Here is a 26,733-nt window from a genome sequence, read left to right on the forward strand (position 1 = left end):
AAGTGTGTTAAGTTATGACAACAATTTTAATTATAGATGATGAGCGCCCAATCCGTAGCTCGTTACGTGATATCTTGGAATATGAAGACTACAAAGTCCTCGATGTCGACAACGGTGAGGACGGTCTGAAGATCTTGCAGAAAGAAAAAATCGACTTGGTATTATGTGATATCAAGATGAACAAAATGGACGGTATGGAAGTACTGACCGCTGCTAAAGAATTTTCCGACATCCCGTTCATCATGATCTCAGGTCATGGTACCATCGAAACAGCTGTTGAAGCTGCTCGTAAAGGTGCTTTCGACTTCCTGGAAAAACCTCTTGACCTCAACAGGTTATTGATAACCGTAAGGAATGCCCTGGAAAAAGGCTCCTTGGTCAAGGAAACAAAAGTCCTGAAACGTAAAATCTCCAAAACTAAAGAAATCCTTGGTGACTCCTCGGGTATCAATTTGATCAAAGATACCATTGACAAAGTTGCCCCAACAGAAGCCCGCGTATTGATCACAGGGGCCAATGGTGCCGGAAAAGAATTGGTCGCGCGTTGGCTGCACGAGAAATCCTCTCGCTCTAGCTCAACCTTGGTCGAAGTTAACTGTGCCGCAATCCCTTCTGAATTGATCGAATCTGAATTGTTCGGCCATGAAAAAGGATCCTTTACCTCAGCGGTAAAACAGCGAATCGGAAAATTCGAACAAGCTAACAATGGTACCCTTTTCTTGGATGAGATCGGTGATATGAGCCTTTCTGCTCAAGCAAAGGTATTGAGGGCATTACAGGAAAACAAAATTACTAGGGTAGGTGGCGAAAAAGAAATCGATGTCAACGTGCGTGTGATTGCTGCAACCAACAAAGATCTTTTGAAAGAGATTGAAGAGGGCAACTTCCGTATGGACTTGTACCACCGTCTTAGTGTTATCTTGATCCATGTGCCTTCTTTGGCCGAACGTAAGGATGATATCCCAACTTTAGCCAATGCCTTCTGCGAAGAAGTGTGTGCAGAGTATAGCATGCCTGTCAAAGCTTTTACACCAGATGCCATGAAAACCCTTCAATCTTTGCCTTGGAGCGGTAACATCCGTGAGCTAAGGAACATGATCGAACGCTTGATCATCTTGTGTGATAAGAAAATCACCGAAGAAGATGTGTTGAAATTTGCTAACCCAGGCGGTCCGATCACTGCAAATAGCCTTGCCGGAAACCATACGAGCAATGGATTTGATATGGAGCAATTTACCTCTTTCCAAGACTTTAAAGACTTCTCTGAATGCGAATTCATTAAATACAAATTGGAAAGAAACAATTGGAATGTCTCCAAGACAGCTGATGACCTTGATATACAAAGAAGTCACCTGTACAGTAAGATCGAAAAATTCGGACTGAAAAGAGACTAAGCTTAATATCTTGAAATATTATACAAACACAATACAACGAAAAAGGCCTGATCTAATCAGGCCTTTTTTTATTATACGTATATTTTAATACGTTGTTAATCGTTGAATTTCCGTTTTTGTCGACTATATAACATATATATAGCAACGGTCAAAACTATAATTCCGATTATTAAATACGGTAATGCAGATCCCTCACTCGTGCTAGCGTTGGTGTTGTCCTGTGCAAACAAACCAATAGATACTGCATTTAGTAGTACTAACACATTCCACTTTCTCATGATCAATTTGTTTTTTAAGTTTATATAATAATATACGAATAATATAACGCAAAAACCATGACAAAGCAAATGTATTAACAATTATTTAACCTATTAAATGCCAAAATCCGCTATTGTAATGATAATGTTACCCTGAAAACGTAATTGTCATCCATTTAGTTGTTTTTTTATTTCAAAAAACAAAAATTTTCAAATGAAATAGAAGGGTATCTGATTGTATTTCAACCTCTTTATGGCCTAAATAGAAATCGTTCTAAAACAAAAAAAGTGTTAATCCTTTTCAGGAAAAACACTTTCTATCTTAATTTAAAATGGAATTAAATGATTTCAGCTAAAAAATTACCCTGTTGATGGATAATTTCGCGCTTGGCGATAATTTCTTGAAGATTAATGGTTCCAATCACATATTTATGATCATCGCTAAAGAACCGCTCAGAAATACTGATAAAATCAATGTTTTCCAAAACATCCTCATCTTCATATCGGAAATAAACTTTTAGAGCGTAGTCAGTTGAATATTCCACCTGTTGTGCCTCTAAATGTTTTTTGTACTCGTATTTGTAATCATATCTTAATGCAGCAATATCTGAAAGTACTGCAGAACCTGTAGGGTGGCCACCGGCTCCTTTGCCATAGAAAAATTGCTCATCGGCAAACGCAGCTTTAACCAATACCCCATTGTATTCGTTTTCTACATTCTGCAAGATATTGCCTTTGGAGATAAATTTAGGGAGAACATAAAGAACGACCTTGTTATTTGTTATCTCCTTGGCCAAAGGGATCAATTTAATTTTATAGTTTTTCTCTCTGGCATATCTGATATCGGCATTGCCCAATGTGTCGATCCCTAAATTCAGGATTTCGTCCGGGTTGATGTAAATGCCATAGGCATGAGATGCTACAATGGCCAATTTGTATTTGGGATCATATCCACCAACATCCAATGTCGGATCAGTTTCTGCAAATCCTAATTCCTGGGCTCTTTTCAATGCCTCATCATAGCTTTGGTTTTCATTGAAGATCTTGGAAAGGATGTAGTTGGAAGAACCATTGAAGATACCGCTTACAGAGTGTAAAAGCTCGTTGTCATAGTATTCTTCTAGGTTTCTGATGATAGGGATACTACCGCAGACTGCTCCTTCATATAATAGGGAAGTACCATGTTGATTTTGGATCTCGGTCAATTCCTCTAGATGGGTAGCGATCATTTTTTTATTGGCAGAAACAACATTCTTTCCTGTTGTCAATGCTCTTTTTGTAATCTCAAAAGCAGCTTCGGCATCATCGATCAATTCAACAACGGTATTGATCTCTGGGTCTTCCAGAATAGCATTGGCATCTGTGGTAAACAATTCCGCAGGCAAGGTCCTTTTTTTATCCGCGTTCTTGATAACAAATTTCTTGATCTCTAAGTTTAGGTTCTTTGTTTTTATGATATCGTATAAACCTTGTCCCACCACACCAAATCCAAACATCCCGATGGTAAGTTTCTTACTCATTATTCTTTAATTAAATTTAAGTGATTTTCTGCTTTTGTATTATGTTTCTCAAGAAAGTTGCCTATGACTTGAGTCAGGGTTTTTGTTTCAATCAAGAAGCCATCATGTCCAAAAAAGGAATGCAGCTCATAGTATTCCGCATTTGGAATATGTTTCGCGATGAATTCCTGTTCTTGTGGAGGGAATAGCACATCCGAAGGAATACCTATGATCAGGGCATTGACGCCCTCAATTGAGCTTAATACTTGCTCCACCTGTCCACGTCCTCTGCCTAGATGATGGCTATCCATGGCTTTGGTCAAATACCAATAGGAAAATGCATTGAATCTCTTGACTAATTTATCCCCTTGATAGGCTTGGTAGGAGGATGCTTTGTAAGCGTCTGTTTTGTCATGGTCCGATTCCACTTGGGTCGTTCCATAGGCATTGTATGTCCTATACGACAATAATGCCATGCTGCGGGCCGCCTTTAATCCGTTCAATCCAGCATCATTCCTTTGCTCTTTAAAGCTGGAATCTGCTTCGATCGCAAGCCTTTGGCTTTCATTGAATGCGATACCCCACGGTGAGAAAAACGCATTTGTTCCGATAGCAATCAGATTATGGATCTTTATGGTTTTGGATACCGTCCATTCCAAAGCTTGTTGACCGCCTAGAGATCCTCCAATCAAGGTGTTGATTTCTTGGATCCCTAGATGATCAGCTAATAGTCCATGTGCTTTAACAATATCTCTGATCGTGAACTGAGGAAAGTCCGAATAATAGGGTAGGTTGGTGTCAGGGTCAATGGATAGGGGATTCGTCGTCCCATAATGTGAGCCCAGTACATTGGCACAGATAATGAAATAATCCTTATCGTTGAATAACTCATTTTCGCCAAATAATCCTGGCCACCAGTCAAAAACATCTGAATTTGCAGTCAATGCATGACATACCCAAATTACATTGGATTTATCCTCATTTAGCTTTCCATAGCTATGGTAGGCTATCTGTAGGTTTGCCAGTTTTTTACCACTCTCTAATTCGAAGTCTTGGCTATATCCGAAAGTCTTTACACTCATTCTCTTTAATTATCTTCCTCCTAAAAAATCAGTTAAGCCCCCACTTACTTGATTTTGTCAAATGCTTGTGTTAAGTCTGCTTTAATATCGTCGATGTGCTCGATACCCACCGAAAGTCTCAATTGACCTGGAGCAACTCCAGCTGCTTTCTGCGCCTCTGCACTCAATTGTTGGTGTGTCGTTGCCGCAGGATGGATAATCAGGGATTTCGCATCTCCTACGTTCGCCAAATGGCTGATCAATTCCAAAGAGTCAATGAACTCATTCGCCTTATCAACTCCACCTTTGATGGTAAAGGATAATACCGCACCATATCCGTTTTTCAGATATTTTTGTGCATTCTGATGGTATGGGTGGTTTTTCAATCCTGGGTAGCTTACTTGCTCTACTTGTGGATGTGCTTCCAACCATTGTGCGATTTCCAAGGTATTGTCAACATGGCGTTGAACACGAAGAGACAAGGTCTCCAGACCTTGTACCAAAAGCCATGAATTGAATGGAGATAGGGCAGGGCCGAAATCTCTTAATCCTTCAACGCGAGCGCGGATAGCAAATTGAATGTTCCCAAACGGTCCGCCTTCACCGAATACATCCGAGAATACTAAACCATGGTAACCTTCAGAAGGCTCTGAGAATTGTTTGAATTTACCATTTCCCCAGTTGTAGTTACCGCCATCGATAATCACACCACCAATACTCGTTCCGTGACCACCGATCCATTTTGTTGCCGATTCTACAACCACATTGGCGCCATGCTCCAATGGTTTGAACAGATAACCGCCAGCACCAAAAGTGTTGTCCACGATCAATGGTAGGTCATGTTTCTTGGCAACCGATGCGATACGCTCGAAATCAGGAATATTGTAACTCGGATTCCCAATCGTTTCTACATAGATCGCTTTAGTTTTATCGTCGATCAAGGCTTCAATTTTATCTGCATCCGAATCTTCAGCAAATCTTGCCTCAATGCCTAATCGCTTAAAAGAAACCTTGAACTGGTTATAGGTACCTCCGTAAAGATTTGATCCTGAAACAAAGTTTTCACCTGCCTCGAGGATATTGGTCAAGGCCAAGAATTGTGCTGCCTGACCAGAAGACACAGCTACAGCTGCCACACCACCTTCTAATGCCGCGATACGTTTTTCAAAAACATCCGTAGTTGGATTCATGATCCGCGTATAGATGTTTCCAAATTGCTTAAGGGCAAATAAATTCGCGCCATGTTCCGCATTTTCGAAAACATAGGAGGTAGTCTGATATATAGGTAATGCTCTGGATCCAGTTGTAGGGTCTACATCTTGACCTGCGTGCACTTGTAGTGTTTCAAATTTAAGATTTTTGTTGTCTGCCATTTTTATGTTGATTATTGATGTTAGTAAATTGAATATATGATTTCCTTTCTTGCTATGCTATTGGTCGTCTGTACTCTATTATTTTTGCACTTTTTCCTCGTGCTCAAACATAGTGACGACTATCGCATTCGGGTAATGCAAATAATACAGCTGGAAATAAATTGAATGTTGAGATCTGTTGCTGGTTTTCCAACAAGATACACTAATTCCGATTTTGAAAATTTTGAAGTCATAGTCTATTTCATTTATATGCTCCTGGGCTTTATTGCCTCGGACAGGAATTGGCACCTTTTCAATCCTTATTGAAGGTTGCCAGTGGGTCATTGAGCCAGTCTCTCGCCACTTCTTTATAAATCAAGACCATCTTTTTAGAGAGGTAATGATTAGCGTACCACTATCGAAGTACTCCGCAAATATAGTTCACGAAATTTAATTTTGCAATCTTTTTCTGAAAAGTTTATTCTTTGGCAGATCCCATTACCACTTTTCCCTATAAAGACCAGGGCTTCAACCTTTGTTAGTCCCTTCTCTAACGTCGGTTGAAGCCCCAATATTTTTCTGATATATATTTCCGATCAACTAAAAGGTAGTTGTCTTCGCATCACGCATTTGAATGATTTTGTCTACCACGTAGCGTGTATTCCCACGCCATGGTAATACGCCATGATATTCCTTATAATGAAGGTCAAAGGCTTTCCCGCTATTTAGTTCCAAGATATGGAAAACTGAGTCGTTTTCAATGGAGAATTCAAATTCATTGCTCGAAAGACCGGTCCCGGTCTTTTGCGAACGGATTCCCTCTTGGATCAGCTTTCCTTCGTAGGTCTTGAATAAATTTCCCTTTTTTACCGCATAATTCAAAACGCCAGATTTAACGCCTTCTCCAAATACAAAATAATATTTGAAATAAACAAATCCAGCAAAAGCCAGAAATAGAATAAGTAAAAACCAGCTGATGAATTTCTTGAACTTTGAACCTTTAGTGCTAGGTTGTGGGTTAGTTGTTTCCATTTTTTTTGATTCAGTTTCTATTTGGTAACAAAAAGAATACCTAAAAATAAAAAAGGTTGGCGAATTTCCATTGCCAACCTTATATTTTTTTTAACCTAGTAGCTGCATCTCTGCATCGATTGCTTCCTTGGTCTTGTCACTTACCGGAACCAATGGAAGCCTAACATGGTCTTTGCCAATCCCTTTCTTTTCTAGGATATATTTGACACCAGCAGGATTTCCCTCAATAAAACAAAGGTCAATGATCTTCAATAATTCCAAGTGAATGGCCCTTGCTTCCACATAGTTTCCTTCGCGACATAGATGTGCCAAGGCTGAAACTTTGGTAGGGTAGGCATTGCCGACAACCGAAATGATTCCGGCCGCACCCATCGCCATCATAGGCAATGTAACGGGGTCATCCCCAGAAATCAGGAGAAAGTCCTTTGGTTTATCTCGAAGGATCTCACTGAACTGTGCAAAATTCCCCGATGCTTCCTTGGTCGCTACAATATTTTTGAAATCCTTGGCCAAACGAACGGTAGTCGCTGGACTTATATTGCTGCCCGTCCTTCCTGGTACATTATAAAGGATAATAGGAAGTTTAGATGCCTCCGCGATTGCTTTGTAATGCTGATAGATGCCTTCTTGTGTTGGTTTGTTATAGTATGGAGAAACCGAAAGGATCGCAGCATAGTCAAGGATCTCAAAGTTCTTGATCTGCTCCACGATTTCATAGCTGTTGTTTCCACCAATTCCAGCTACCAATGGAATACGCTTATTAACGTGCTTCGAAGTAAATTGCCACAGCTTCTTTCGTTCATCTTGGGTTAGGGTAGCTGTTTCTCCAGTGGTACCCAATGAAACCAAATAATCAATGCCACCTTCAATCTGAAAATCTATCAGATTGCCGAGGCTTTCGTAATCTACTGTGCCGTCTGCGTGAAATGGAGTGACTAATGCCACTCCCGCACCTTGAAGCTCGTTCATCGTTTATGTATATTTATTTATTTATTTTATTCTTATTTATTGATCATCGCCAGGAGCTGAACATCCGAGATCATCGGAACCTGAAGTTTTTCTGCCTTCGCTAATTTCGATGGTCCCATTTTGTCTCCTGCCACCAGATAGTTCAGTTTTGAAGAAATACTGCTCAACATCTTTCCGCCATGCGACTCAATCAGTTCTGTCAATTCTTCCCGGGAATGGTCCGCAAATACGCCCGATATCAAAAAGGTTTTGCCCAAGAGACTATCGCTAGCTAATAACACTTCCTTTTCTTCAATCTCAAACTGTAAACCCATGGCCTTTAGTTTTTCGATCTCTTCCCAATGCTCTGGATTAACCAGATAGGCATTGATGCTTTCGGCTATGCGCAAGCCTATATCCTGAACAGAAAGAATTTCATCTACGGTAGCAGCACGGATCGCATCGATGTTTTTGAAATGCTGCGCCAATTTCTTGGCTACGGTCTCACCGATATGTCGGATGCCCAAACCAAATAATACTTTCTCAAAGGGCTTATTCTTCGATTGCTCGATACCTTTCAGCATATTGTCTATGGACTTTTGCCCGAATCTTTCTATGCCGACCAGTTCAGGCTCCCTATCTTTTAGGGTATAGATGTCCGAAATTTTTCGGATCAATCCTAGCTTGAAGAACGTTTCGATGGTTTCATCGCCTAAGCCTTGTATATCCATCATCTTTCTGCCGATGAAATGTTGCAGCTTTCCTACAATCTGCGGTTTACAGCCATCCTCATTCGGGCAATAATGAACTGCTTCGCCTTCTTCCCTGATCAAGGTTGTGCCACATTCTGGACATTGAGTAGGGTATTCAAATGGTTTAGCTCCGTCGCGACGCTTTTCAACGTTTGCTGAAATAATCTTTGGAATGATCTCGCCGCCCTTTTCTACAAAGACCGTATCATGCTCGTGCAAGCCCAGTCGCTCGATTTCATTGGCATTGTGCAGTGAAGCCCGCTTTACTGTTGTTCCAGCCAACAGGACTGGTTTCAGGTTCGCTACGGGAGTCACCGCCCCTGTACGCCCAACTTGATAGCTGATGCTGTTCAAGATCGTTTCAACCCGCTCCGCTTTAAATTTATAGGAAATTGCCCAACGCGGAGATTTTGCCGTAAAGCCCAATTCTTCCTGTTGTGCAAAGTCATTTACTTTGATCACGATTCCGTCGATCTCATAGGAAAGTTGGTGTCTGGCCTCATCCCAATGATGGATAAATTCCAGTACTTCCTCGATGGAATTGCACAGTCTACTATGTTCGCAAACTGGAAATCCCCATGATTTCACTTCCTCAATGCTATGCCAGTGGTCGTGGAATAATTTGTTTCTGTTATCACAGTACAGAAAATAAAGGAAACAGTCCAATGGTCTTTTTGCAACCTCCGAGGAGTCCTGTAACTTGATGGTCCCAGAAGCAAAATTCCTTGGATTGGCATAGGTCTGCTCTCCATTTTCTTCCCTTTCTTTGTTCAACCTCAAAAAGGCCGATTTATGCATAAAGATCTCCCCACGGATATCGAAGCTTTCAGGATAGTCGCCTTTCCTCAGTTGATGCGGTATGCTGCGGATGGTCTTCACATTGTTGGTCACATCATCACCTTGGGTTCCATCCCCGCGGGTGACAGCCTGGACCAATTTTCCATTTTCAAATGAAATAGAAATGGAAAGACCATCAAATTTCAATTCAGCAACGTATTGAACCTGATCACCAACTACCTTCCTGACCCTGTTGTCAAAGTCTTTTAACTCCTGTTCGTTATAGGTATTGCCCAATGACATCATTGGCCATTTATGACGAACCGTTTGGAATCTTTGTGTGATATCTCCGCCAACTTTTAGGGTAGGGGAGTTAGGGTCTCTGAATTCAGGATATTGGAGTTCCAACGCTTCCAGTTCCTTTAATTTATGGTCAAAATCGTAATCGGAAATGGAGGGTTGCGCTAAAACATAATATTGATAATTATATTCGTTCAGCTCACGTGTAAGTTCTGTTATCTTCGCTTGAATATCAATTGACATAGACCACGAAAATACAAAATATATTAAGGGTAAAATAATTTAAAACAAAATTTGGCTACTCCCGTAATGTGTTGCTAAACAATGAAAATTATATGGGAAAAGATAATTCAGGACTTTCGCGATTAATGGAAATTATTTTCATGAAGGTCGCTGTATTTATGGATTTTATTCATGTAATAATCCCAAATAATGGAGTTCTTATATTGTCCTTTATTGTTCTCTTTTTGTGCATATTTCTTTCTTTTCTTTGCTGTTTTGAAGAAATTCTTGAAAAAATACTGATGACCACGGCTTACAGCCCAAGCATCCGCCGTTTTTCCATCAAAAAGAAACTTGATTAAAGCAAAAAGATCCCACCATAATCTTAAGGATATTTTCCAAATCCCAGCAGCAACCGGTAGGTTCTTTTGCATCATGACCAAATTGTTCCGGAAGTTGAGATAGGTCTTCTGCGGATTGCTGGTTTTTAAGGTTCCTCCTCCCACATGGTAGACAATGGAATCTGGACAATAGCCCACCTTGTAACCCATTCGCTTTAATCTCCAGCAAAGATCGATTTCTTCAAAATGTGCAAAGAAATCAGCATCAAATCCTTCTGCTTCTTTCCAAGCCTTGGATTTAATGAACAGTGCGGCACCTGTCGCCCAGAACACCTCTTGGGCATCATTATATTGGCCTTGGTCTTTTTCAACTTTATCCAAGATCCGCCCTCGACAGAATGGAAATCCAAAATAATCAATATAGCCTCCGGCAGCGCCTGCATGCTCAAATTCCCCCTTGCTATGATATGCCTGAATCTTAGGTTGACAGGCTACCAATAATGGGTCTTGCTCCATATATGCGATGACTGGTTCAACCCAGTTCTCTGAAACCTCTACATCTGAATTCAATAGGATGTAATAATCCGCTTCCACTTTCTTCAAGATTTCATTGTATCCGCCAGCAAAACCTAAGTTCTCGCTGTTGCGAATGATCTTGAACATGGGGAAGTTCTCCTCCACATAACTAATGGAATCATCGGTCGATCCATTGTCGCCGATAATAAACTCTATATTTGGGTATGTACTATTAAATACCGAAGGAAGGAATTTCTCCAAGAAATACTTCCCGTTCCAATTTAATATGACAACGGCAACTTTCGGGTAATTTGACATTTAATTTCTTCTTTTACGCTTCCATCTACGATGGGACCATAACCAATAGGCAGGTTCGGAACGGATGATTTCTTCCGTAAACCTATTATGGATATGGGTAATCTCATGTTCTGGATACACATCTGGATTTTCCACCAAGGTGGTAAACTTACAGCTGTAATATCCTCTTTTCTTCTTTCTCCTGACCTCACAGAAAACCACCGGAAACTTCGTCAATCGTGAAATACGCTCGGCACCTGTATAAACCAAGGTGTCTTGGTTCAAAAATTCCATGAAATAATCAGAATCCTGATAGGTAGGTGTCTGGTCCGCTACAAACATACTAATATGCGGAACATTTTTCAACTTTATAATATGTCTTAAGATCTGTTTCATGGGAACCATTTCTGCTCCAAACCGTGAACGGATCTGATTATGAATCTTATTGAAGACTTTATTGTTTAAAGGTTTGTAGACAATCAGCTCGGGTACATCCATCATCAACGACAAACGGTGGATCGATAACTCCCAGTTCCCATAATGTGAGGTCACCCCAATCACCCCTTTCCCTTGGTCCGTATATTGATATACCTCCTCAGGATTCAATAATTCGATGCGCTTGATGACTTCTTCGGGCCTGATGGTCGCCATTTTTACCGATTCCACCAATAGATCGGGAAAATAACGGTAAAATTTATAGGCTATTTGTTTGATCTCTTCCTCGGGTTTCTCTGGAAATGCATTCCTCAGGTTCTCAAAGACCACTTTCTTACGATAGCCAAATACATAGTAAATCAGGACGAAAAGGAAGTCGGAGATCAGGTAAAGGCACCAAAAGGGCAGAAGTGATAGCAAATACAATGTCCCGTAAATCAGTTTTTCCTTCATGCCAATTTTAAAGTACTTTACAAATATCCCCAAATAAAGTTATTTTTGCGGACAAATTGAAGTGAATATTCGTTTATGTCAACAGGAATTCTTTTACCGGCACTCTACCTGCCTAATATCAGTTATTTACAAACCATAAAAAATAACGATGGTCCCATTATCGTGGAACAGTTTGAAAACTTTCCCAAACAGACCTTCCGTACCCGAACCCAAATTGCTACAGCAAATGGGGTGTTGGATTTGTTAGTGCCTATACAGCACGGTAAAAAACAGAGACAGGTCATGAAGGATGTTTTGATCAATTACGACCATCCTTGGCAAAGGCTGCATTGGTTAAGTATTCAGACAGCTTACCGTAGCTCGGCCTATTTTGAATACTATGAGGATGATTTCCGTGAATTTTACGAAAAGGAATATAGCCATCTCCTGGAGTTTAATGTGGACCAATTGAAGCTGATCCTTAAATTACTAAAGATCAACCGTGAAATTGTGCTCAGTGAAAAATATGAGGCAGAATCGCCTAACCAAATAGATTTTCGGAAAGCAATCCATCCTAAATTGCCTTCCCTAATACAGCAACAAAAGCCATATTATCAGTTGTTTGAAGATAAGAATGGGTTTCTCCCTAATTTGAGTACTATAGACCTTTTGTTCAGTCAAGGACCCCAGTCGAAAAACTATTTCTAATCAGTTTTTATTTTCTTCTTGAAACAATTTCTTTATGTTTAGCGTTCTGTTTTTTAACAGTCTATTTCATGAAGAAAATTGTATTGATCTGCTTTTGCTTTTTTATGGCGATTTCAGCATTTGCACAAACAGGTGCTGATACCCTACATTACCGTAAAGTGTACTATTTTGGAGGAACGGGCCTTTCATTTCCTTTGGGGAAAACCAAGAACGTCCTCACCACAAAGCTATTTACGGGAAGTATGGGTCTGGATATCTCCTTGAAAAATCCAAAATATTACCTGCAACCCACCCTGTACATGTTGAGTTTCGGCTACGATCAACTATTGGATGATTCAGAATACAACCGGGTCTTAAAGAATGCAAGGTCTACGATGTATGTATTGAGTTTGGCAGGAGGGATGCGTAAGCAATGGGAACGCTTGAATACCTATGCTTATTTAGGTCCTTCCGGAGCGCTTAATATGGAACCGCGTTCTGAAGATAAAGGGGACGGTACGGTAGAACTTAATTACGAGTACAGTATATCCCCGGCCATAAAAATGGGGGTAGGGTCGGACTATAAGTTCAAGGGATTCTTCTTGGGCATGGAAGTAGGTTACCTGCACAATTTTAGGAAAATGCAGGGAAATCCGGTTAATGTGCTTTCAATAATGGTCGGTCTGAAGTCCGATATTACTAAATTAAGTGATAAAGTTGTAGAAGTTATTTCAAAATAATATAAAACTATTTTCCTGATAATCAATGTGATATGTATATTCTTCAAAAAAAGCGGTCTTTTTTTTATGATTTCGCACAATATGGCAAGGTATATGTCGTTAATACACTATCTAGATAAATAGAAAATATTTAGGTTAATAATTGGTTTGGTAAAATACCTGGAGTTCTCCGCTCCGGGTATTTTTGTTTTTAGACCTTCCAGTAAAAATAAAAAAATATTCAATCGCTTATAATAAAGCGATTTAGTTACCGTTTAGATAGTAAATTCATAATTTCATAATTTAGGTTAATAATTGGTTTGGAAAAATACCTGAGATCCCCAATCTCAGGTATTTTTATTTTTTGGATTCCTGTGATGACAAGTTTTTAACTTTTAGTGACACCTGGGGGTGAAACGAAGGGTCTAGGAACTATCAAATCTTCATTTGAAATAGTTTCCTCAACTTACGATTTTGGAATGATCAAATTTTCCTAAAAACACAAAAATAGATTCTTCGTTTCACTCTGAATCTCTCTTTAGCACACTTCCGATTCTGAACGATCAGTGAAGAATCTGTACGGTTCTTATAAAAATATGCTTGTCATCCTTTACCGAAGGTAAAGGACCTGTTCGCCAATACAGCAATGAATGTATTTCTTTTTGAAGGTTCGCATTTCTCCGAGAAGCTTCGTTCCTCAGCATGACACAAAAAAACCTAAATTTAACGACATTGCCGCTTGGGGTCTATCCCCAAATTACTCTTCCTCAAAATTATATTTCAAGTCCCTAAAGTAGTATACCTTATCCCTGATATTGATCTCCCGCAATACCCGACAAGGATTTCCTGCCGCAACTACATTTTCGGGAATGTCCTTGGTTACGACAGAACCAGAGCCAATCACTGTATTGCTGCCGATTTTCACACCAGGGTTGATCACCGTATTGCCTCCGATCCAGACATTGTCACCAATTTCAATGGGTAGTGCATATTCCCAACCTTCAACCCGCAATACAGGATCAACGGGATGTCCAGCGGTGAACAGGCTTACATTTGGAGCGATCATCACATTATCCCCGATCTTTACCTTGGCACAGTCCAAAATGGTCAGATTATAGTTGGAATAGAAATTATCACCGATTTCAATATTGTATCCATAATCACAATAGAATGGTGGCTCAATAAAGAATCGGCTTGTGGTCTTCCCAAACAATTGTTTGATGATCTGGTTTCTCGCCTTGATCTTTGTAGGGTCCATTAGATTGAACTTCTGTAATTCCACTTTGGCATGTTGCCTTTCTTTATATAGTTCATCTCCCGAAGCGATATAGGGTTCGCCAGCGATCATCTTTTCTTTTGAGCTTTTATTCATCTGTTTTGTCTTGTTGATTACTGATTTAATATACAAAAAATGGCTGGTTCGAGGCAAAATTAGCGGCATAACTTGTCGCATTTTCTTTGTTGTGGATAAGATTTTGGCTAAGAATAAGCTTCGGGAGAAGCTTTACCCTTATTCGAGCCATATTCGGAAAATTCGAAATATGTCTCGAATAAGGGTAAAGTTTGAATGGGTAAATTGGCTAAAAAACTTTCTTCTGAAGCCTTGGCTTTGCCCTTAAAAATTGGAGGCCTTTTCGGTCGTCTGATCGAGTTCGGAATAAAGGTATGCAAAAGAGGCCACGAATCTATCAAGGCCTCTTCAAATATGTTGGATGAACTTTTAGTTTTTGCTGATCACGAAGTTCTCTTTGGTAATCCTCACTTTCTTCAAGTTTACCAACCAATCTTTTGATTCGTCGCGGTGACCTAAAGCCAAGATGGTTACAGAACGTAAACCTAATTCATTAAGTCCTAGGAATTGGTCCAGGGCTTGGCTGTTAAAACCTTCCATCGGAGTGGCATCAACACGTTGTTCAGCAGCAGCGGCAATCGCGATACCAAAACCAATGTAGGCCTGGCGTGCAGCGTGTTCAAAATGCTGGTCTTTCGTCTGACTATTGAACCTGGTCATCAAGTTGTTCTTATAGTCATTTGCGAAGCCAGCAGGCAATCCGCGTTCTTGCTCCTGTTGTAAGAACACTGAATCCACGCGCTCTTGGGTGTATTCATCGTATGCCGCAAAGATCAACAGGTGTGAAGAGTCAACGATCTGCGATTGGTTATATGCTAAAGGGAGAATCTGTTCTTTGATCTCTTGGTTGCTGATTTCGATTACCTTGAAAGGATGTAAGCCAGAAGAAGTGGGGGCAAGCCTAGCTGCCTCGGTTATGTAATCAATTTTCTCTTGTTCTACAGCCGCTCCTGTCATTTTTTTAGTAGCGTATCTCCATTGTAAATCTTGTAGTAAGCTCATTCTCTTGAAATTTATGATAGTATTTTACGTTAAATCAATATAGATTTGATATAGCCATCTATGGCGTCCGCAAGGACAGCCGATGGACAGATGTTTTCCTTGCTGCTCAGAGCTAGCAAGTCCATGGCGACAATGCCATGCAGGATAGACCATAGGGTCTTCAGTTTGAGGTATCGGTCAAGGTCCTTCTTTCCGCTGGCCTTGATCGCTTCATCGATCAGGGATAACATCAGGTTAGATACCCTTTTTATCTCTTCCGATTCGTTGGTTTTTTCGCAGGTTGGGATTCCCAGACCAAACATGATCTCATAATGTTTGGGGTATTTTGCGGCGAACAACCAATATCCAACCGAAAGCTGTTTGATCTTTGTTGCGATGTTTTCTTGAGGGTCTATCTCTTGATTGATGGAATCCAGTAATTGGATAAATCCTTCCTTTACGAAATAAGCAGAAATAGCCTCCTTATTTTCAAAATGCTTGTAGATCACAGGGACAGAATACTCGATGGCATCTGCAATCTTTCGGATGGAAAGTGACGCCCAACCTTCTTTTTCGACGATTTCTCGGGAGCAGACGATGATCTGTTCCTTAAGTTCTTGCTGTTGTCTGAGTTTTCTTTCTGTAAGTCCCATGCTGCATTTAGTTAACAGTGTTAGCAAAAGTAACAATGATATTTATATGTTGCAAACATCTATTAAAAACATACATCAAAATGACAATGAGCTTCGGGAAATAAATTCTAACTTTAAGGATGAACTTCTTAAAAAGTAAACGCAAGGTATCATTGGTCTTAGGCAGCGGCGGAGCTCGTGGACTGGTTCAAATTGGGGTAATTCGTAGTTTAGAGGAGAAAGGATATGAAATTGATGAGGTGGTAGGATGTTCGATCGGTTCTTTGATTGGAGCGGCCTATGTCGAAGGGAAAATGGGGAAACTGGAAGAATGGATGCGGTCCATTACCCGAAGGCAGGTCTTTAAACTGATGGATTTTACCAATCCAAAGTTTGGGCTGCTCAAAGGCGAGAGGGTCTTTGAATCCCTGAAAGAAATCTTCCCGGATAAGAACATCGAGGATATGGATATTCCATTTCGGGCCATCGCGACCGATATGGTAAGCGAAAAAGAAGTTGTGTTTGATAAAGGGAGCGTTTACAAAGCCATTCGGGCTTCCATTGCCATTCCAGCTGTTTTTACCAGTATAGAAAGCGAGGACTGGAACCTGGTGGATGGAGGGGTCATCAATCCATTGCCCATCAATTACGTCAGGAGGAAGCGAAGGAACATCATTATTGCGGTCAATCTCGATGGCAAACCGGATGCTGAATATGGGCCATACAATGGTGCAAAAGGACTGAATGCCATATCCATGCTTCAGGAGTCCTATTTTATGATGCGTAGACGATTGAGCCAACTATCGGTTGAACTGTACAAGCCCGATTACGTGATCAATATTCCCCATAATATCGCAGGGATTTGGGACTATGACAAAGCATCTTTTATGATCGAGAAAGGGAAGGAGCTAACGGACAAAGTGGTTCCTGATGTACCGATAAAAAAGAAGGAGACCAAGAAAAACAGCAAAACTCCTAAAGAAAAAGAGAAAGAAAAAGAGGTCGTTTAATCGACCTCTAGCAATAATTTATTCATGTGGAGATTAAACTCCTCAGGATGTTCCAGGTTTGGAAGGTGCCCGCAATCTTCCATTTCAATATATTTTGAACCCTTGATTCCTTTTGACAGTTCTTCCATGAGATTGGCGGGGGTGATCTTGTCTTCTTTTCCGCGAACCACTAAAGTGGGAACATTGATCTTTGGAAGGACTTCCGTAGTGTCCGTTCGGGCTGCCAGTGCCAGCAAGGTTGCACAGATGGATTCGATGCTGTTCCTTCGGATACTGCTCTTGATCAATTCGATGGCTTCGGGATTGGAATCAATGCTTTTTTTCGAGAACAGGTTGGCAATAAATCCAATGGCATAAGGTCTGCGACCATATTGCAATACTGCCTGTATGGCATCAAAACGCTTCTGTTTACCTGCATTTTCATCGGGTTTGCTGTGCGTATCGGAGAGGATCAGTCCAGAAATCCGATCTGGATACAATTCATAGGCCCTTAGGGCTATATAGCCTCCCATGGAAACCCCACAGAGGACAGCTTTGTCAATTTCAAGTTTGCGCATGAATACGCCGAGGTCTTTAGCAAATACATCGATGGAAAAAAATCCATGACCTTTTGTTGTATTTCCATGTCCGCGAATATCGACTGCAATACCAGTAATGTTATCTTCTAAACTTTCGAGCTGATCTCGCCACATTTTTTTATTGAAGGGAAAACCATGTAGGAAAATGATCGTTTTTTCAGGTTGTTCGCTGGCCTTTTTGATATAATAGGAGATACTGATATCTCCAATCCGGATCTTGTTGCTTTTAATTATACGTTCCGCCATAATTTTAAATATATAAATATCAACACGATAAGCAAAATATAGTTTGAAAATGATCAAAAAAGGGAAAAAGGATTTGGAAAATCTAAAAAAGTCCCGATATTTGCGCCACCTCAAAGGACAATTTGTCCTTTAAAGAATGCGCTCATAGCTTAATTGGATAGAGCATCTGACTACGGATCAGAAGGTTAGGGGTTCGACTCCCTTTGAGCGCACTTTCTTTTATAAACACAGCCATAACATCTTCCTTTAAAAATTGAATTCCCGTAGCGAAAAGGGGAAAAATAAGTCATTGAGGCTGAAAGGAATTGGTTTTAAATGTGAAAAAAAATTTTGCTGAGGATATTATTTCCTTATATTTGCATCACCAAAACAGAAAGGGCGTCAGTCGTATAGTATTGGTTGCCGCGCTCATAGCTTAATTGGATAGAGCATCTGACTACGGATCAGAAGGTTAGGGGTTCGACTCCCTTTGAGCGCACTTGGAAAGAGCCTAATTCTTATACGGGATTAGGCTTTTGTTTTTTTACATCTAAAAAAATAACAACACATTATGCTAAACCTAGTTTTATTCGGACCTCCGGGGGCAGGTAAGGGGACCCAATCGGCTAAATTGATCGATAAATATGCCTTGCACCATATTTCTACTGGAGATATGTTCAGAGGGCACATCAAAAATCAGACTCCACTGGGCAAAGAAGTGAGTCAGATCATTGCTGATGGTAATTTGGTTCCTGACTCGATTACAATTTCTATGTTGGAAGAGGAGTTGAAAAACAATCCTGAAGCTAAAGGGTTTATTTTTGATGGATTCCCACGTACAGTAGCTCAAGCAGAGGCATTGGATAAATTTTTGGAAGCGAACAATACATCGATCACTGGAGTGATTGCATTGGATGTGGATGAAAAGGAACTTACCCAGCGTATCGCTAAGCGTCAGGAGATTTCAGGACGTGCGGATGATGCAGCTGACAAATTGAAAAAACGTATCGAAGAATACTTCGGAAAGACCATTCATGTGTTGCCTTACTACGAAAATCAAGGTAAGTTGACAAAAGTGAACGGTATCGGTGAAATCGAAACGATTTTTGCCGACCTTTCAAACGTTATCGATAATTATTAATAAAAATATTCTGAATAGGGAGAGATATGGCTCAGGGGTCAAATTTTGTTGATTATGTAAAAGTATGTTGCCGTTCTGGACACGGAGGTGCCGGATCAGCCCATTTGCACCGTGATAAACACACGGCAAAAGGGGGACCTGACGGTGGTGATGGTGGTCGCGGTGGACATATTATCCTGAAAGGGTCGCATCAGCACTGGACTTTATTGCACCTGAAATTCAGAAAACATATTATTGCTGAACCCGGTGAATCTGGGGGAAGTGCTTTGCGTACCGGTGCAAACGGTAAGGATGAAATCCTGGAGGTGCCACTAGGTACCGTTGCCAAGAATGCCGAAACTGGAGAGGTCCTGTTCGAAATCACCGAAGATGGAGAAACCAAGATCTTGACTCCGGGAGGAAAAGGTGGTTTGGGTAACTGGCACTTTAAGTCTTCTACCGTTCAAACGCCGAGATTCGCTCAACCGGGATTACCGGGTATCGAAGAGTGGATGATCCTGGAATTGAAGGTATTGGCAGATGTTGGTTTGGTGGGATTCCCAAATGCGGGTAAATCGACCTTACTATCTGTGGTATCGGCAGCAAAACCTGAAATTGCAGATTACCCCTTTACGACCTTGGTGCCAAATCTAGGGATCGTAAGTTACCGTGATGGGAAGTCATTTGTAATGGCCGATATCCCCGGAATTATCGAAGGGGCATCTGAAGGTAAAGGCTTAGGACACCGTTTCCTGAGACATATCGAAAGAAATTCGGTACTGCTTTTCTTGGTGCCTGCAGATACTGACCGTAGCATCGCTGAAGAATACGAGATCCTATTGAATGAATTGACCGCCTATAATCCGGAATTATTGGATAAGCCAAAGCTTTTGGCAATCAGTAAATCGGATATGCTGGATGAAGAACTGGAAAAGGAAATGGCCCTTCAAGTACCGAAAGGAATTCCTTACCTATTTATTTCTTCCGTTACCGGAAAAAATATCCAGCAACTGAAGGACATGATCTGGAAAGAAATCAATTCTTAATGATATGAAAGCCATCGAAAGATGGCTTTTTTTTGAACCAGGATTCAAGAGATTCGAGGATAGACCAAGATTATGGCAGACATTCCGCTGGAAATCTTTATTTTTTCTGTCGTGTTGAGGAACGAAACATCTCGGAACAATCCAAACTTCCAATAATAATTCCATCATTTATTTTGTCACATACAGTTTCTTAGCCCTCGGTTATAGCTGCGATTGGCGTACAGTTCCTTGACCTTCGGTCAAGGATGACAGGGTCGGTGGGAGGAGAACCGTATAGATTCTTCGCGTTTCTCAGAATGCTCTTTAGCACATTTCCAATTCTGAACGAAAAGTGAAGAATCTGTAAGTAAATGTCCAAATACCTGCTGTCATCCCCATCGAAGATGGAGGACCTGTACGCTTATACATACAAAATCATAAAGTGGCTGTAGGCGATACGCTCCTATCAAATATGCCGAACATATACGGGAATTTTGATCTTGGTCCATCCTCCCATCCATTGAATCCTGGTTCATGCCCAAATCTTGGTCCATCCTCCCATCCCTTCAATCCTGGTTCAAACTCTCCCTCGAAACTCCTGTCTTTTTTCCTTATTTTCGCAACAATGGATTTATCATTAAAGGAATTTTTGGACCGTAAAGTGGAGGAATTCAACCAACCGAATTTTATTCCTAATGACCCCATCAGTATTCCGCATCAATTTTCATTAAAGCAGGATATTGAAATCATGGGGTTCTTTGCGAGCATATTGGCTTGGGGACAACGGAAAACCATTATCAATAAATGTAATGAGCTTATCCAACGTATGGATGGCAGTCCCTATGATTTTATGCTGAACCATCAGGGGCATGATCTGAAAAATATGTTAGGTTTCAAACATAGGACCTTCAATGATACCGATCTCCTTTACTTCATCAGTTTTTTCCATTACCATTACCATCATTTCGATAGCTTGGAAGATGCCTTTTTGCAGATGGAGGCAGGAGAGGAGTTTACTGTGGAGCAATCCTTAAATGGTTTCAAATCTTATTTTTTCTCTTTGGCGGATTTTCCGGAAAGGACCCGGAAGCATGTGAGCTCGCCAATGCAGAAATCAAGTTGTAAGCGTTTGAATATGTTCCTTCGCTGGATGGTTAGGAAAGATGATAAGGGCGTGGATTTCGGGATCTGGAAGAGGATTGATGCCAAAGACCTGATCTGTCCTTGCGATGTGCATGTGGAAAGGGTAGGCCGGAAGTTTGGGTTGATCCAATCGGATAAAGTAAATTGGAAAACAGCCTTGGAACTGACCGAAAATCTGCGGTCCTTGGATCCCAAGGATCCTGTTAAATATGATTTTGCTTTGTTTGGACTGGGAGTTGCTGGGGAGTTATAGGCACTTAGTAAAAGGGGATATACATTTCCTTGTGCTTACCCGCATCCTTATATTCGAATTCATCAGATATAAATTCAAATCCCATATCCAAATAAAAGGGATATGCTGTTTCACGGGCAATGCACCATAGATAATCTCCATGTAACTGGGATTTGATATGGTAGATCGCCGCTCCTAATAATTCTTTTGCATAGCCTTTTCTTCTGGCTTCGGGGGCAGTTGCCATTCCCCGCAAACGGTACCCTTCATGTGGAAGCTTGGGATTGTTGGTTCTGTGAACGGTCAGAATACATTGCAATTGGTTTTCATCGTCATACAGCCCTAAATGGAAGCTGTCTGGCCTTAAATCTTCGGGGTTGATACAAAGTTCCAGAGCTTTGCCTTTTTGCAATACAGCGCTTCTTAACGGCAAAGCATCATCAACTTGGATAAATCGGATCATCGATTCGATAATTTTTGGAGGATATCCACCAAGCGGTTAGAATAGCCAAATTCATTATCATACCAGCCTACAACTTTGACCAAGCCTCCCACAATACTGGTCAGTTCCGAATCAAAGACGCAGGAATAGGGATTATTGATGATATCGACGGAGACGATGGGATCCTCCGTATAGTATAGTACATCCTTTAATTCACCTTCTGCAGCTTCCTTAAATTTTTGGTTGATTTCTTCCACCGTAGTTTTTTTGGCTAGGTTGCAGGTGAAGTCCGTTAGAGAACCATTTAGGACAGGCACCCTGATTCCGGCGCCTCCAAGTTTACCATCTAGATGTTTGAAGACATTGGTGATGGCTTTTGCAGCTCCGGTGGTTGTCGGTATAATGGATGCTGATGCGGCCCTAGATCTCCTAAGATCTCGATGGGGTGCATCATGTAAATTCTGGTCACCGGTCATGGAATGTACCGTTGTGATATAGCCATCTACTATTTCCCAGTTTTCATCCAAGATCTTGATCAATGGCGCAACATTGTTGGTTGTACAGGATGCATTAGAGAAAATTGGGCTGTTCCAATCAAAATCCTTATCGTTGATGCCTAATACTAGGGTCGGGATCTCTTTGTCGGGAGAAGGAGCAGATATGACCACCTGTTTTGCGCCAGCGTCCAGATGTTTTGCTGCCAATTCTGCCTTGACGAAGAAACCTGTAGATTCCACCAGCACGTCAATATCCAGATCTTTCCATGGTAGGTCTTCTGGATTTCTCTGGTTTAATATCAGGATGGATCTGCCATCAATGATCAAATGATTTCCATCAAAATCTACCGTTCGATTCAATGGCCCATGGACCGAATCGTATTTGAATAAATGTGCCAATGTCTTTGCATCTGCAAGGTCATTAATGGCAACAACCTCCATCTGGTCGAGGTTTCTGTTCAGTAGATTTCTGAGGGTATGGCGGCCAATACGGCCAAAACCATTGATGGCAATTCTCATTATTTGTTAAATTCAGCAATTACTTCATTGATGTTTTTTTCACCTTCCCAATAAGTTTTTAATTGGCCGTCTGGACCATAAACATAATTGGCAGGGAACATATTCGGGATATGGAACTTTTGAACAAACTCTTGGTTTCTATCCCACAGCATTTGAACATTTGGTTTTCCGTCAAGTTCTTTACCGAAGGTTGTGAAGAACTGCGCCATCAGAGCTGGGTCATTCATGGATACATAGATCACATTGATGTCCTTGATCTTATCGTAATTCTTTGCTAAACCTTTGGTTTCATTTTGACAGTGGCTACATCCTGGATCGAACAGTACGAATACGGTATTCTTTCCAGCCGGCAGATCGGCCTTGGTATAAGAGATTCCAGATTTTACTTTATAAAAATTGAACTCAGGGATACTCAATGCCGCAGCTTTTGTTGTTTGGGGAGCAGCAGGAGCAGGGTTGCTTGATTGTGGCGTTTGCTCATGTGCTGAGTGGTCATGGGCAGCATGGTCATGGCCGGCATGTTCATCATGCGCTTCCGTATTTTCTGTTTTCTGCGGTTGGTTATTGCATCCCACAGCTAATACACCTAAAGAAAGGCAAAGAGAGGATAGGATTAATTTATTTCTCATGTCTTGTGTTTAAGATTCAAAACTAATAAAAAATATAGAGTATGCCGGCTGCGATCCTAGAATAAACATTATTTTGACATAATAAATGGCCTATTCTGACCGAAGGATTTAAGATTGCATAAAAAAAGGCCCTGAATGTTCAGGGCCTTCTATTTTTCAGGTAGATTCCAAGTATTATGGAGTTACTACTTTAGCTTGTTTTTTGTCTTTTTCTTTTGCAGAGTCTGCTAAGTGTTTACCAGCACTTAGGTCATAAATAGCAGGAGCTGCCAAGAAGATAGAAGAGTAAGTAGCTACTACGATACCCACAAGGATAGCGAATGAGAAACCACGGATAACCTCGCCACCAAAGACGAACAATACAGCTAACACGAAGATTACAGTCAAAGATGTAATCACGGTACGGCTCAATGTAGAATTGATCGCCTTGTTGATGGTAGTACCCATGTCCTCATGGTGTGCATTTGGTTTCTTCAAGTATTCACGTAGACGGTCAAATACAACCACCGTGTCGTTCACCGAGTAACCTAATACGGTTAGGATCGCTGCAACGAAGTGTTGGTCAATATCCAATGAGAACGGTACGATACCATCTAAGATCGAGAATAGCCCCAATAGGATGATCGCATCGTGAACTGTTGCAATAGCTGCACCAGCTGAATATTGCCATTTGTGGAAACGAATCAAGATATATGCTGCAATTACGATAATCGATAAGATTGACGCATAGATAGCACGGTCGCGGATGTCACTTGCAATGGTTGGTCCTACTTTTTGTTGCGATAGGATTTCATATTTGTTTCCTTGAATTTTGGAAAGTCCTTCATTCAATTTACCTAATACTTCATTGTCAGCTTCATCGCTTGTTTCTTCAATATGGTAAGAAGTAGTGATACGCAATTGGTTTTCACTACCGAAAGTCTTAACCTCTGTTGTTGTACCAAATACATTGTCTAGGTTCTCACGAACATTATCAGGAACAACGTTTTGATCATAACGAACGGTATACGTACGACCACCTTGGAAGTCAACTCCGTAAGAGAAACCTTTGACCATGATAGCAGCAAATGAAAGGATCACCGCTATAACTGAAATTCCGTATGCAACTTTTCTTTTCTTGATGAATTGGAAGTTGGCATTTTTCAAGGTATGGTTTGACCAAGGGAAAGACAAAGTGATTTTCATGTCTTTGCTCAACATGTATTCGAAAATCAAACGTGTGATGAAGATCGCTGTGAACAAAGAGGTAATAATACCGATCATTAACGTCGTTGCAAAACCTTGGATAGGACCAGAACCTGTAAAGAATAGGATCAAACCTACCAAGAATGTAGTGATCTGCGAGTCAAGGATCGAAGGCATGGCATGTTTATAACCATCGGCAACAATCTGACGCGGAGATTTACCAAGTGCTTGTTCCTCACGCATACGTTCATAGATCAGTACGTTTGCATCCACCGCGGTACCCATCGTCAATACGATACCTGCGATACCAGGTAGGGTCAGTACAGCATTCAAGGAAGCAAGAACTCCCATTAAGAAGAATACGTTGAAGATTACAGCAATATTTGCAGCAATACCTGCACGGTTGTAATAAGCGATCATGAACGCCATAACAACGATGATACCGATAACTGCTGAGTTTACACCTGAATCAATCGCCACTTGACCTAATGAAGGACCTACGATAGCTTCTTCAACGATCTTAGCAGTTGTTGGAAGCCTACCAGCTTTCAATACGTTAGCTAAGTCTTTGGTATCTTCAATAGTGAAGTTACCTGAGATTTGAGAATTACCGTTAGGGATTTCTTCGTTTACTCCAGGAGCAGAATACACGACACCATCCAATACGATAGCGATAGCGTCTCTGTTTTGTGCCGCTTGGGCAGTTACACGTTTCCATTGACGAGCACCATCAGCGTTCATTTCCATAGAAACGATAGGGCTGTTTTGTTGGTCGAATCCGTCACGAGCATCGGTAATAACCTCGCCCGTCATTACAGGACCGTTTTCAGCACCAGTAGTTTTGATCGCATATAACGAAAGGAAATCCTTTGCATTGTTTTCAGGTTTTACAGCCCATAACAATTTCAAGTTAGCAGGGATAATCGATTTTACCTCTGGACGAGCAAGCAAAGCATTTACTTTAGCAGTGTCTTTCAAGTTAGCATATCCTACCACAGCACCAGGTGCCAATTGTTGTTGGCCGTTTTGGCTGAAGGTAGAAGGAGATAATACAGCAAATAGAGGATTGTCTGCTAGAGCAGCTGCATTAGGTTGAGCTGAAGAGTCAGCTTTTGCAGAGTCAGAAGACTTTTGGTTAGCCCCTAATTTTGCCAATAAGTTATCTTCTTTCTTAGTGCTGTCTGCAGCTGTAGTAGCAGCAGTAGAATCAGAAGCAACGTTTGCAGCTGGTTTATCAGCTTTCAAGGTCGTTGCCAATGTTCTGTTCACATTTTCTAATAAAGAATATACTTGTGGGTTTTGGTAAGTTTCGTAGAATTCCAATTTCGCAGAACCTTGTAAAAGCTTACGAACACGTTCTTCATCGTTTACACCAGGCAATTCGATCAAGATACGGTTGGTTCCTTGTTGGATTTGGATGTTTGGAGAAGCTACACCGAATTTATCGATCCGCGTACGCAAAACTTTATAGGAGTTTTGGATAGCGTTGTCAGCTTCTTTGTCCAAGAAATTACGGACATCCGATTCAGAGCTGTTACCTGAGATTACAGCGGAGTTATCTTTTGTAGCAAAGAAAGAAGCAATCGGCGTGCTTGCACCGGTCGCTTTATATTCATTTAAAAATAAATCAATCAACGAAGTGTTGGTCGTTTTACTTTTTTTCACTGCATTTTCTAATGCTTTGTTGAAGTTTGCATCCTTAGGATTGTCTGCTAAATTGGCGATCAATTCGTTCAATGAAATTTCCATTGTAACGTTCATACCACCTTTTAGGTCCAAGCCTAGTGCAATTTCATTGGATTTTGCTTCGCGATAAGTGAATTTAGCGATACCTATATTATATACTTCCTCACCAGCAATGGAATCTAGGTAGGCTTTTTCTTTAGCCATGTCGCCTTTGGCGTATTCCGCTGCGTCTTTCTCAACTTTTCTAGTTACAAAAGTGAATGATAAGGAGTAGAGGCACGCTAAGGAAACCACTATCACCAAAAATTTAATCAGCCCTTTACTCATTGTCTAATCGTAATAAATTATGGTTTTTTATGTTTTTTTTAAGCTTAATAATATTTTACCAAGATTCGCAAAGGTATAAAAAAATTATATAATGAAAATAGTATATCAAACTTAATACGGAAAAAGTTGT

The 26,733-nt window shown here is 40.8% G+C and carries 23 protein-coding genes, 2 tRNA genes and 1 riboswitch; of the genes, 9 read left to right on the forward strand and 16 right to left on the reverse strand.

What is annotated here, in order from left to right; all coding sequences use genetic code 11:
- Nucleotides 1-14: 14 nt before the first annotated feature.
- Nucleotides 15-1,394 (forward strand): sigma-54 dependent transcriptional regulator, encoded by a 1,380-nt coding sequence (locus NLF99_RS11545; protein ID WP_254528341.1) that lies wholly within the window; start codon nucleotides 15-17, stop codon nucleotides 1,392-1,394.
- A gap of 595 nt (nucleotides 1,395-1,989) precedes the next feature.
- On the opposite strand, the gene NLF99_RS11550 is transcribed toward NLF99_RS11545, so the two are convergent.
- From NLF99_RS11550 to NLF99_RS11585, 8 genes are all read right to left on the reverse strand, one after another.
- Nucleotides 1,990-3,171 (reverse strand): homoserine dehydrogenase, encoded by a 1,182-nt coding sequence (locus tag NLF99_RS11550; protein WP_185211465.1) that lies wholly within the window; start codon nucleotides 3,169-3,171, stop codon nucleotides 1,990-1,992.
- The gene (metX, locus tag NLF99_RS11555) at nucleotides 3,171-4,232 is read right to left on the reverse strand and encodes a homoserine O-acetyltransferase (RefSeq protein ID WP_254528342.1); all 1,062 of its coding nucleotides are present in this window, start codon (nucleotides 4,230-4,232) and stop codon (nucleotides 3,171-3,173) included. The genes NLF99_RS11550 and metX overlap by 1 nt, the downstream gene beginning before the upstream one ends.
- Before the next feature lie 44 nt (nucleotides 4,233-4,276).
- Entirely contained in the window at nucleotides 4,277-5,584 is a 1,308-nt protein-coding gene (locus tag NLF99_RS11560) for an O-acetylhomoserine aminocarboxypropyltransferase/cysteine synthase family protein (RefSeq protein ID WP_185211467.1), read from the reverse strand.
- A 242-nt stretch (nucleotides 5,585-5,826) separates the two neighbouring features.
- Nucleotides 5,827-5,940, reverse strand: a riboswitch (SAM riboswitch).
- A 223-nt stretch (nucleotides 5,941-6,163) separates the two neighbouring features.
- Nucleotides 6,164-6,595, reverse strand: coding sequence for a hypothetical protein (locus NLF99_RS11565; protein ID WP_185211468.1), 432 nt, complete (start codon nucleotides 6,593-6,595; stop codon nucleotides 6,164-6,166).
- Between the two features lie 90 nt (nucleotides 6,596-6,685).
- Nucleotides 6,686-7,564, reverse strand: a complete 879-nt coding sequence (dapA, locus tag NLF99_RS11570) for a 4-hydroxy-tetrahydrodipicolinate synthase (protein ID WP_185211469.1) — start codon at nucleotides 7,562-7,564, stop codon at nucleotides 6,686-6,688.
- A gap of 32 nt (nucleotides 7,565-7,596) precedes the next feature.
- Entirely contained in the window at nucleotides 7,597-9,615 is a 2,019-nt protein-coding gene (ligA, locus tag NLF99_RS11575; protein ID WP_254528343.1) for an NAD-dependent DNA ligase LigA, read from the reverse strand.
- Between the two features lie 122 nt (nucleotides 9,616-9,737).
- On the reverse strand, nucleotides 9,738-10,769 hold the full coding sequence (locus NLF99_RS11580; RefSeq protein ID WP_254528344.1) for a glycosyltransferase family 2 protein: 1,032 nt from the start codon (nucleotides 10,767-10,769) through the stop codon (nucleotides 9,738-9,740).
- Entirely contained in the window at nucleotides 10,770-11,636 is an 867-nt protein-coding gene (locus tag NLF99_RS11585) for a lysophospholipid acyltransferase family protein (protein ID WP_185211472.1), read from the reverse strand.
- A gap of 75 nt (nucleotides 11,637-11,711) precedes the next feature.
- Here NLF99_RS11585 and NLF99_RS11590 point away from each other — a divergent pair, with 75 nt between their 5' ends.
- The gene (locus NLF99_RS11590; RefSeq protein WP_254528346.1) at nucleotides 11,712-12,323 is read left to right on the forward strand and encodes a WbqC family protein; all 612 of its coding nucleotides are present in this window, start codon (nucleotides 11,712-11,714) and stop codon (nucleotides 12,321-12,323) included.
- A 68-nt stretch (nucleotides 12,324-12,391) separates the two neighbouring features.
- Nucleotides 12,392-13,042 (forward strand): hypothetical protein, encoded by a 651-nt coding sequence (locus NLF99_RS11595; protein ID WP_185211474.1) that lies wholly within the window; start codon nucleotides 12,392-12,394, stop codon nucleotides 13,040-13,042.
- 736 nt (nucleotides 13,043-13,778) lie between these two features.
- Here the strand turns inward: NLF99_RS11595 and NLF99_RS11600 are convergent.
- From NLF99_RS11600 to NLF99_RS11610, 3 genes are all read right to left on the reverse strand, one after another.
- Nucleotides 13,779-14,393 (reverse strand): sugar O-acetyltransferase, encoded by a 615-nt coding sequence (locus NLF99_RS11600; RefSeq protein ID WP_185211475.1) that lies wholly within the window; start codon nucleotides 14,391-14,393, stop codon nucleotides 13,779-13,781.
- 348 nt (nucleotides 14,394-14,741) lie between these two features.
- Nucleotides 14,742-15,374 carry a nitroreductase family protein gene (locus NLF99_RS11605; protein ID WP_185217220.1) on the reverse strand — a complete coding sequence of 211 codons (633 nt, stop codon included), beginning with the start codon at nucleotides 15,372-15,374 and terminating at the stop codon, nucleotides 14,742-14,744.
- A gap of 29 nt (nucleotides 15,375-15,403) precedes the next feature.
- Entirely contained in the window at nucleotides 15,404-16,006 is a 603-nt protein-coding gene (locus tag NLF99_RS11610; protein ID WP_185217219.1) for a TetR/AcrR family transcriptional regulator, read from the reverse strand.
- A 119-nt stretch (nucleotides 16,007-16,125) separates the two neighbouring features.
- Here NLF99_RS11610 and NLF99_RS11615 point away from each other — a divergent pair, with 119 nt between their 5' ends.
- Nucleotides 16,126-16,995, forward strand: a complete 870-nt coding sequence (locus tag NLF99_RS11615) for a patatin-like phospholipase family protein (RefSeq protein ID WP_185217218.1) — start codon at nucleotides 16,126-16,128, stop codon at nucleotides 16,993-16,995.
- On the opposite strand, the gene NLF99_RS11620 is transcribed toward NLF99_RS11615, so the two are convergent.
- Nucleotides 16,992-17,819: an alpha/beta fold hydrolase gene (locus NLF99_RS11620; protein ID WP_254528348.1), complete on the reverse strand. Its 828-nt coding sequence runs from the start codon at nucleotides 17,817-17,819 to the stop codon at nucleotides 16,992-16,994. The two genes, NLF99_RS11615 and NLF99_RS11620, sit on opposite strands and share 4 nt — an antisense overlap.
- Nucleotides 17,820-17,957: 138 nt before the next feature.
- On the opposite strand from NLF99_RS11620, the gene NLF99_RS11625 reads away from it, so the two are divergent.
- The 5 genes from NLF99_RS11625 to NLF99_RS11645 all read left to right on the forward strand — a co-directional run bounded on the left by NLF99_RS11625 (nucleotide 17,958) and on the right by NLF99_RS11645 (nucleotide 21,339).
- Nucleotides 17,958-18,031, forward strand: a tRNA-Arg gene (locus tag NLF99_RS11625).
- Nucleotides 18,032-18,223: 192 nt separating this feature from the next.
- Nucleotides 18,224-18,297 (forward strand) — tRNA-Arg (locus NLF99_RS11630).
- A gap of 72 nt (nucleotides 18,298-18,369) precedes the next feature.
- The gene (locus NLF99_RS11635; protein WP_254528350.1) at nucleotides 18,370-18,939 is read left to right on the forward strand and encodes an adenylate kinase; all 570 of its coding nucleotides are present in this window, start codon (nucleotides 18,370-18,372) and stop codon (nucleotides 18,937-18,939) included.
- 26 nt (nucleotides 18,940-18,965) lie between these two features.
- Nucleotides 18,966-19,964 carry a GTPase ObgE gene (obgE, locus tag NLF99_RS11640; RefSeq protein ID WP_185211481.1) on the forward strand — a complete coding sequence of 333 codons (999 nt, stop codon included), beginning with the start codon at nucleotides 18,966-18,968 and terminating at the stop codon, nucleotides 19,962-19,964.
- A gap of 604 nt (nucleotides 19,965-20,568) precedes the next feature.
- Nucleotides 20,569-21,339 carry a TIGR02757 family protein gene (locus NLF99_RS11645; RefSeq protein ID WP_254528352.1) on the forward strand — a complete coding sequence of 257 codons (771 nt, stop codon included), beginning with the start codon at nucleotides 20,569-20,571 and terminating at the stop codon, nucleotides 21,337-21,339.
- A gap of 4 nt (nucleotides 21,340-21,343) precedes the next feature.
- Here NLF99_RS11645 and NLF99_RS11650 read toward each other — a convergent pair whose 3' ends face one another.
- The 4 genes from NLF99_RS11650 to secDF form a co-directional block, all read right to left on the reverse strand.
- A complete protein-coding gene (locus NLF99_RS11650) occupies nucleotides 21,344-21,781 on the reverse strand; it encodes a GNAT family N-acetyltransferase (protein ID WP_254528354.1) in 438 nt (145 codons plus the stop codon).
- The gene (gene gap / locus NLF99_RS11655) at nucleotides 21,778-22,776 is read right to left on the reverse strand and encodes a type I glyceraldehyde-3-phosphate dehydrogenase (RefSeq protein WP_185217214.1); all 999 of its coding nucleotides are present in this window, start codon (nucleotides 22,774-22,776) and stop codon (nucleotides 21,778-21,780) included. Before gap ends, NLF99_RS11650 begins: the two co-directional genes overlap by 4 nt.
- Entirely contained in the window at nucleotides 22,776-23,405 is a 630-nt protein-coding gene (locus NLF99_RS11660; RefSeq protein ID WP_185217213.1) for a peroxiredoxin, read from the reverse strand. The genes gap and NLF99_RS11660 overlap by 1 nt, the downstream gene beginning before the upstream one ends.
- Before the next feature lie 174 nt (nucleotides 23,406-23,579).
- Nucleotides 23,580-26,603: a protein translocase subunit SecDF gene (gene secDF, locus NLF99_RS11665; RefSeq protein WP_254528356.1), complete on the reverse strand. Its 3,024-nt coding sequence runs from the start codon at nucleotides 26,601-26,603 to the stop codon at nucleotides 23,580-23,582.
- Nucleotides 26,604-26,733 lie beyond the last annotated feature (130 nt).

Origin of the sequence: Sphingobacterium sp. LZ11T8 (assembly GCF_024261425.1) — a bacterium.
Lineage (GTDB): Bacteria > Bacteroidota > Bacteroidia > Sphingobacteriales > Sphingobacteriaceae > Sphingobacterium.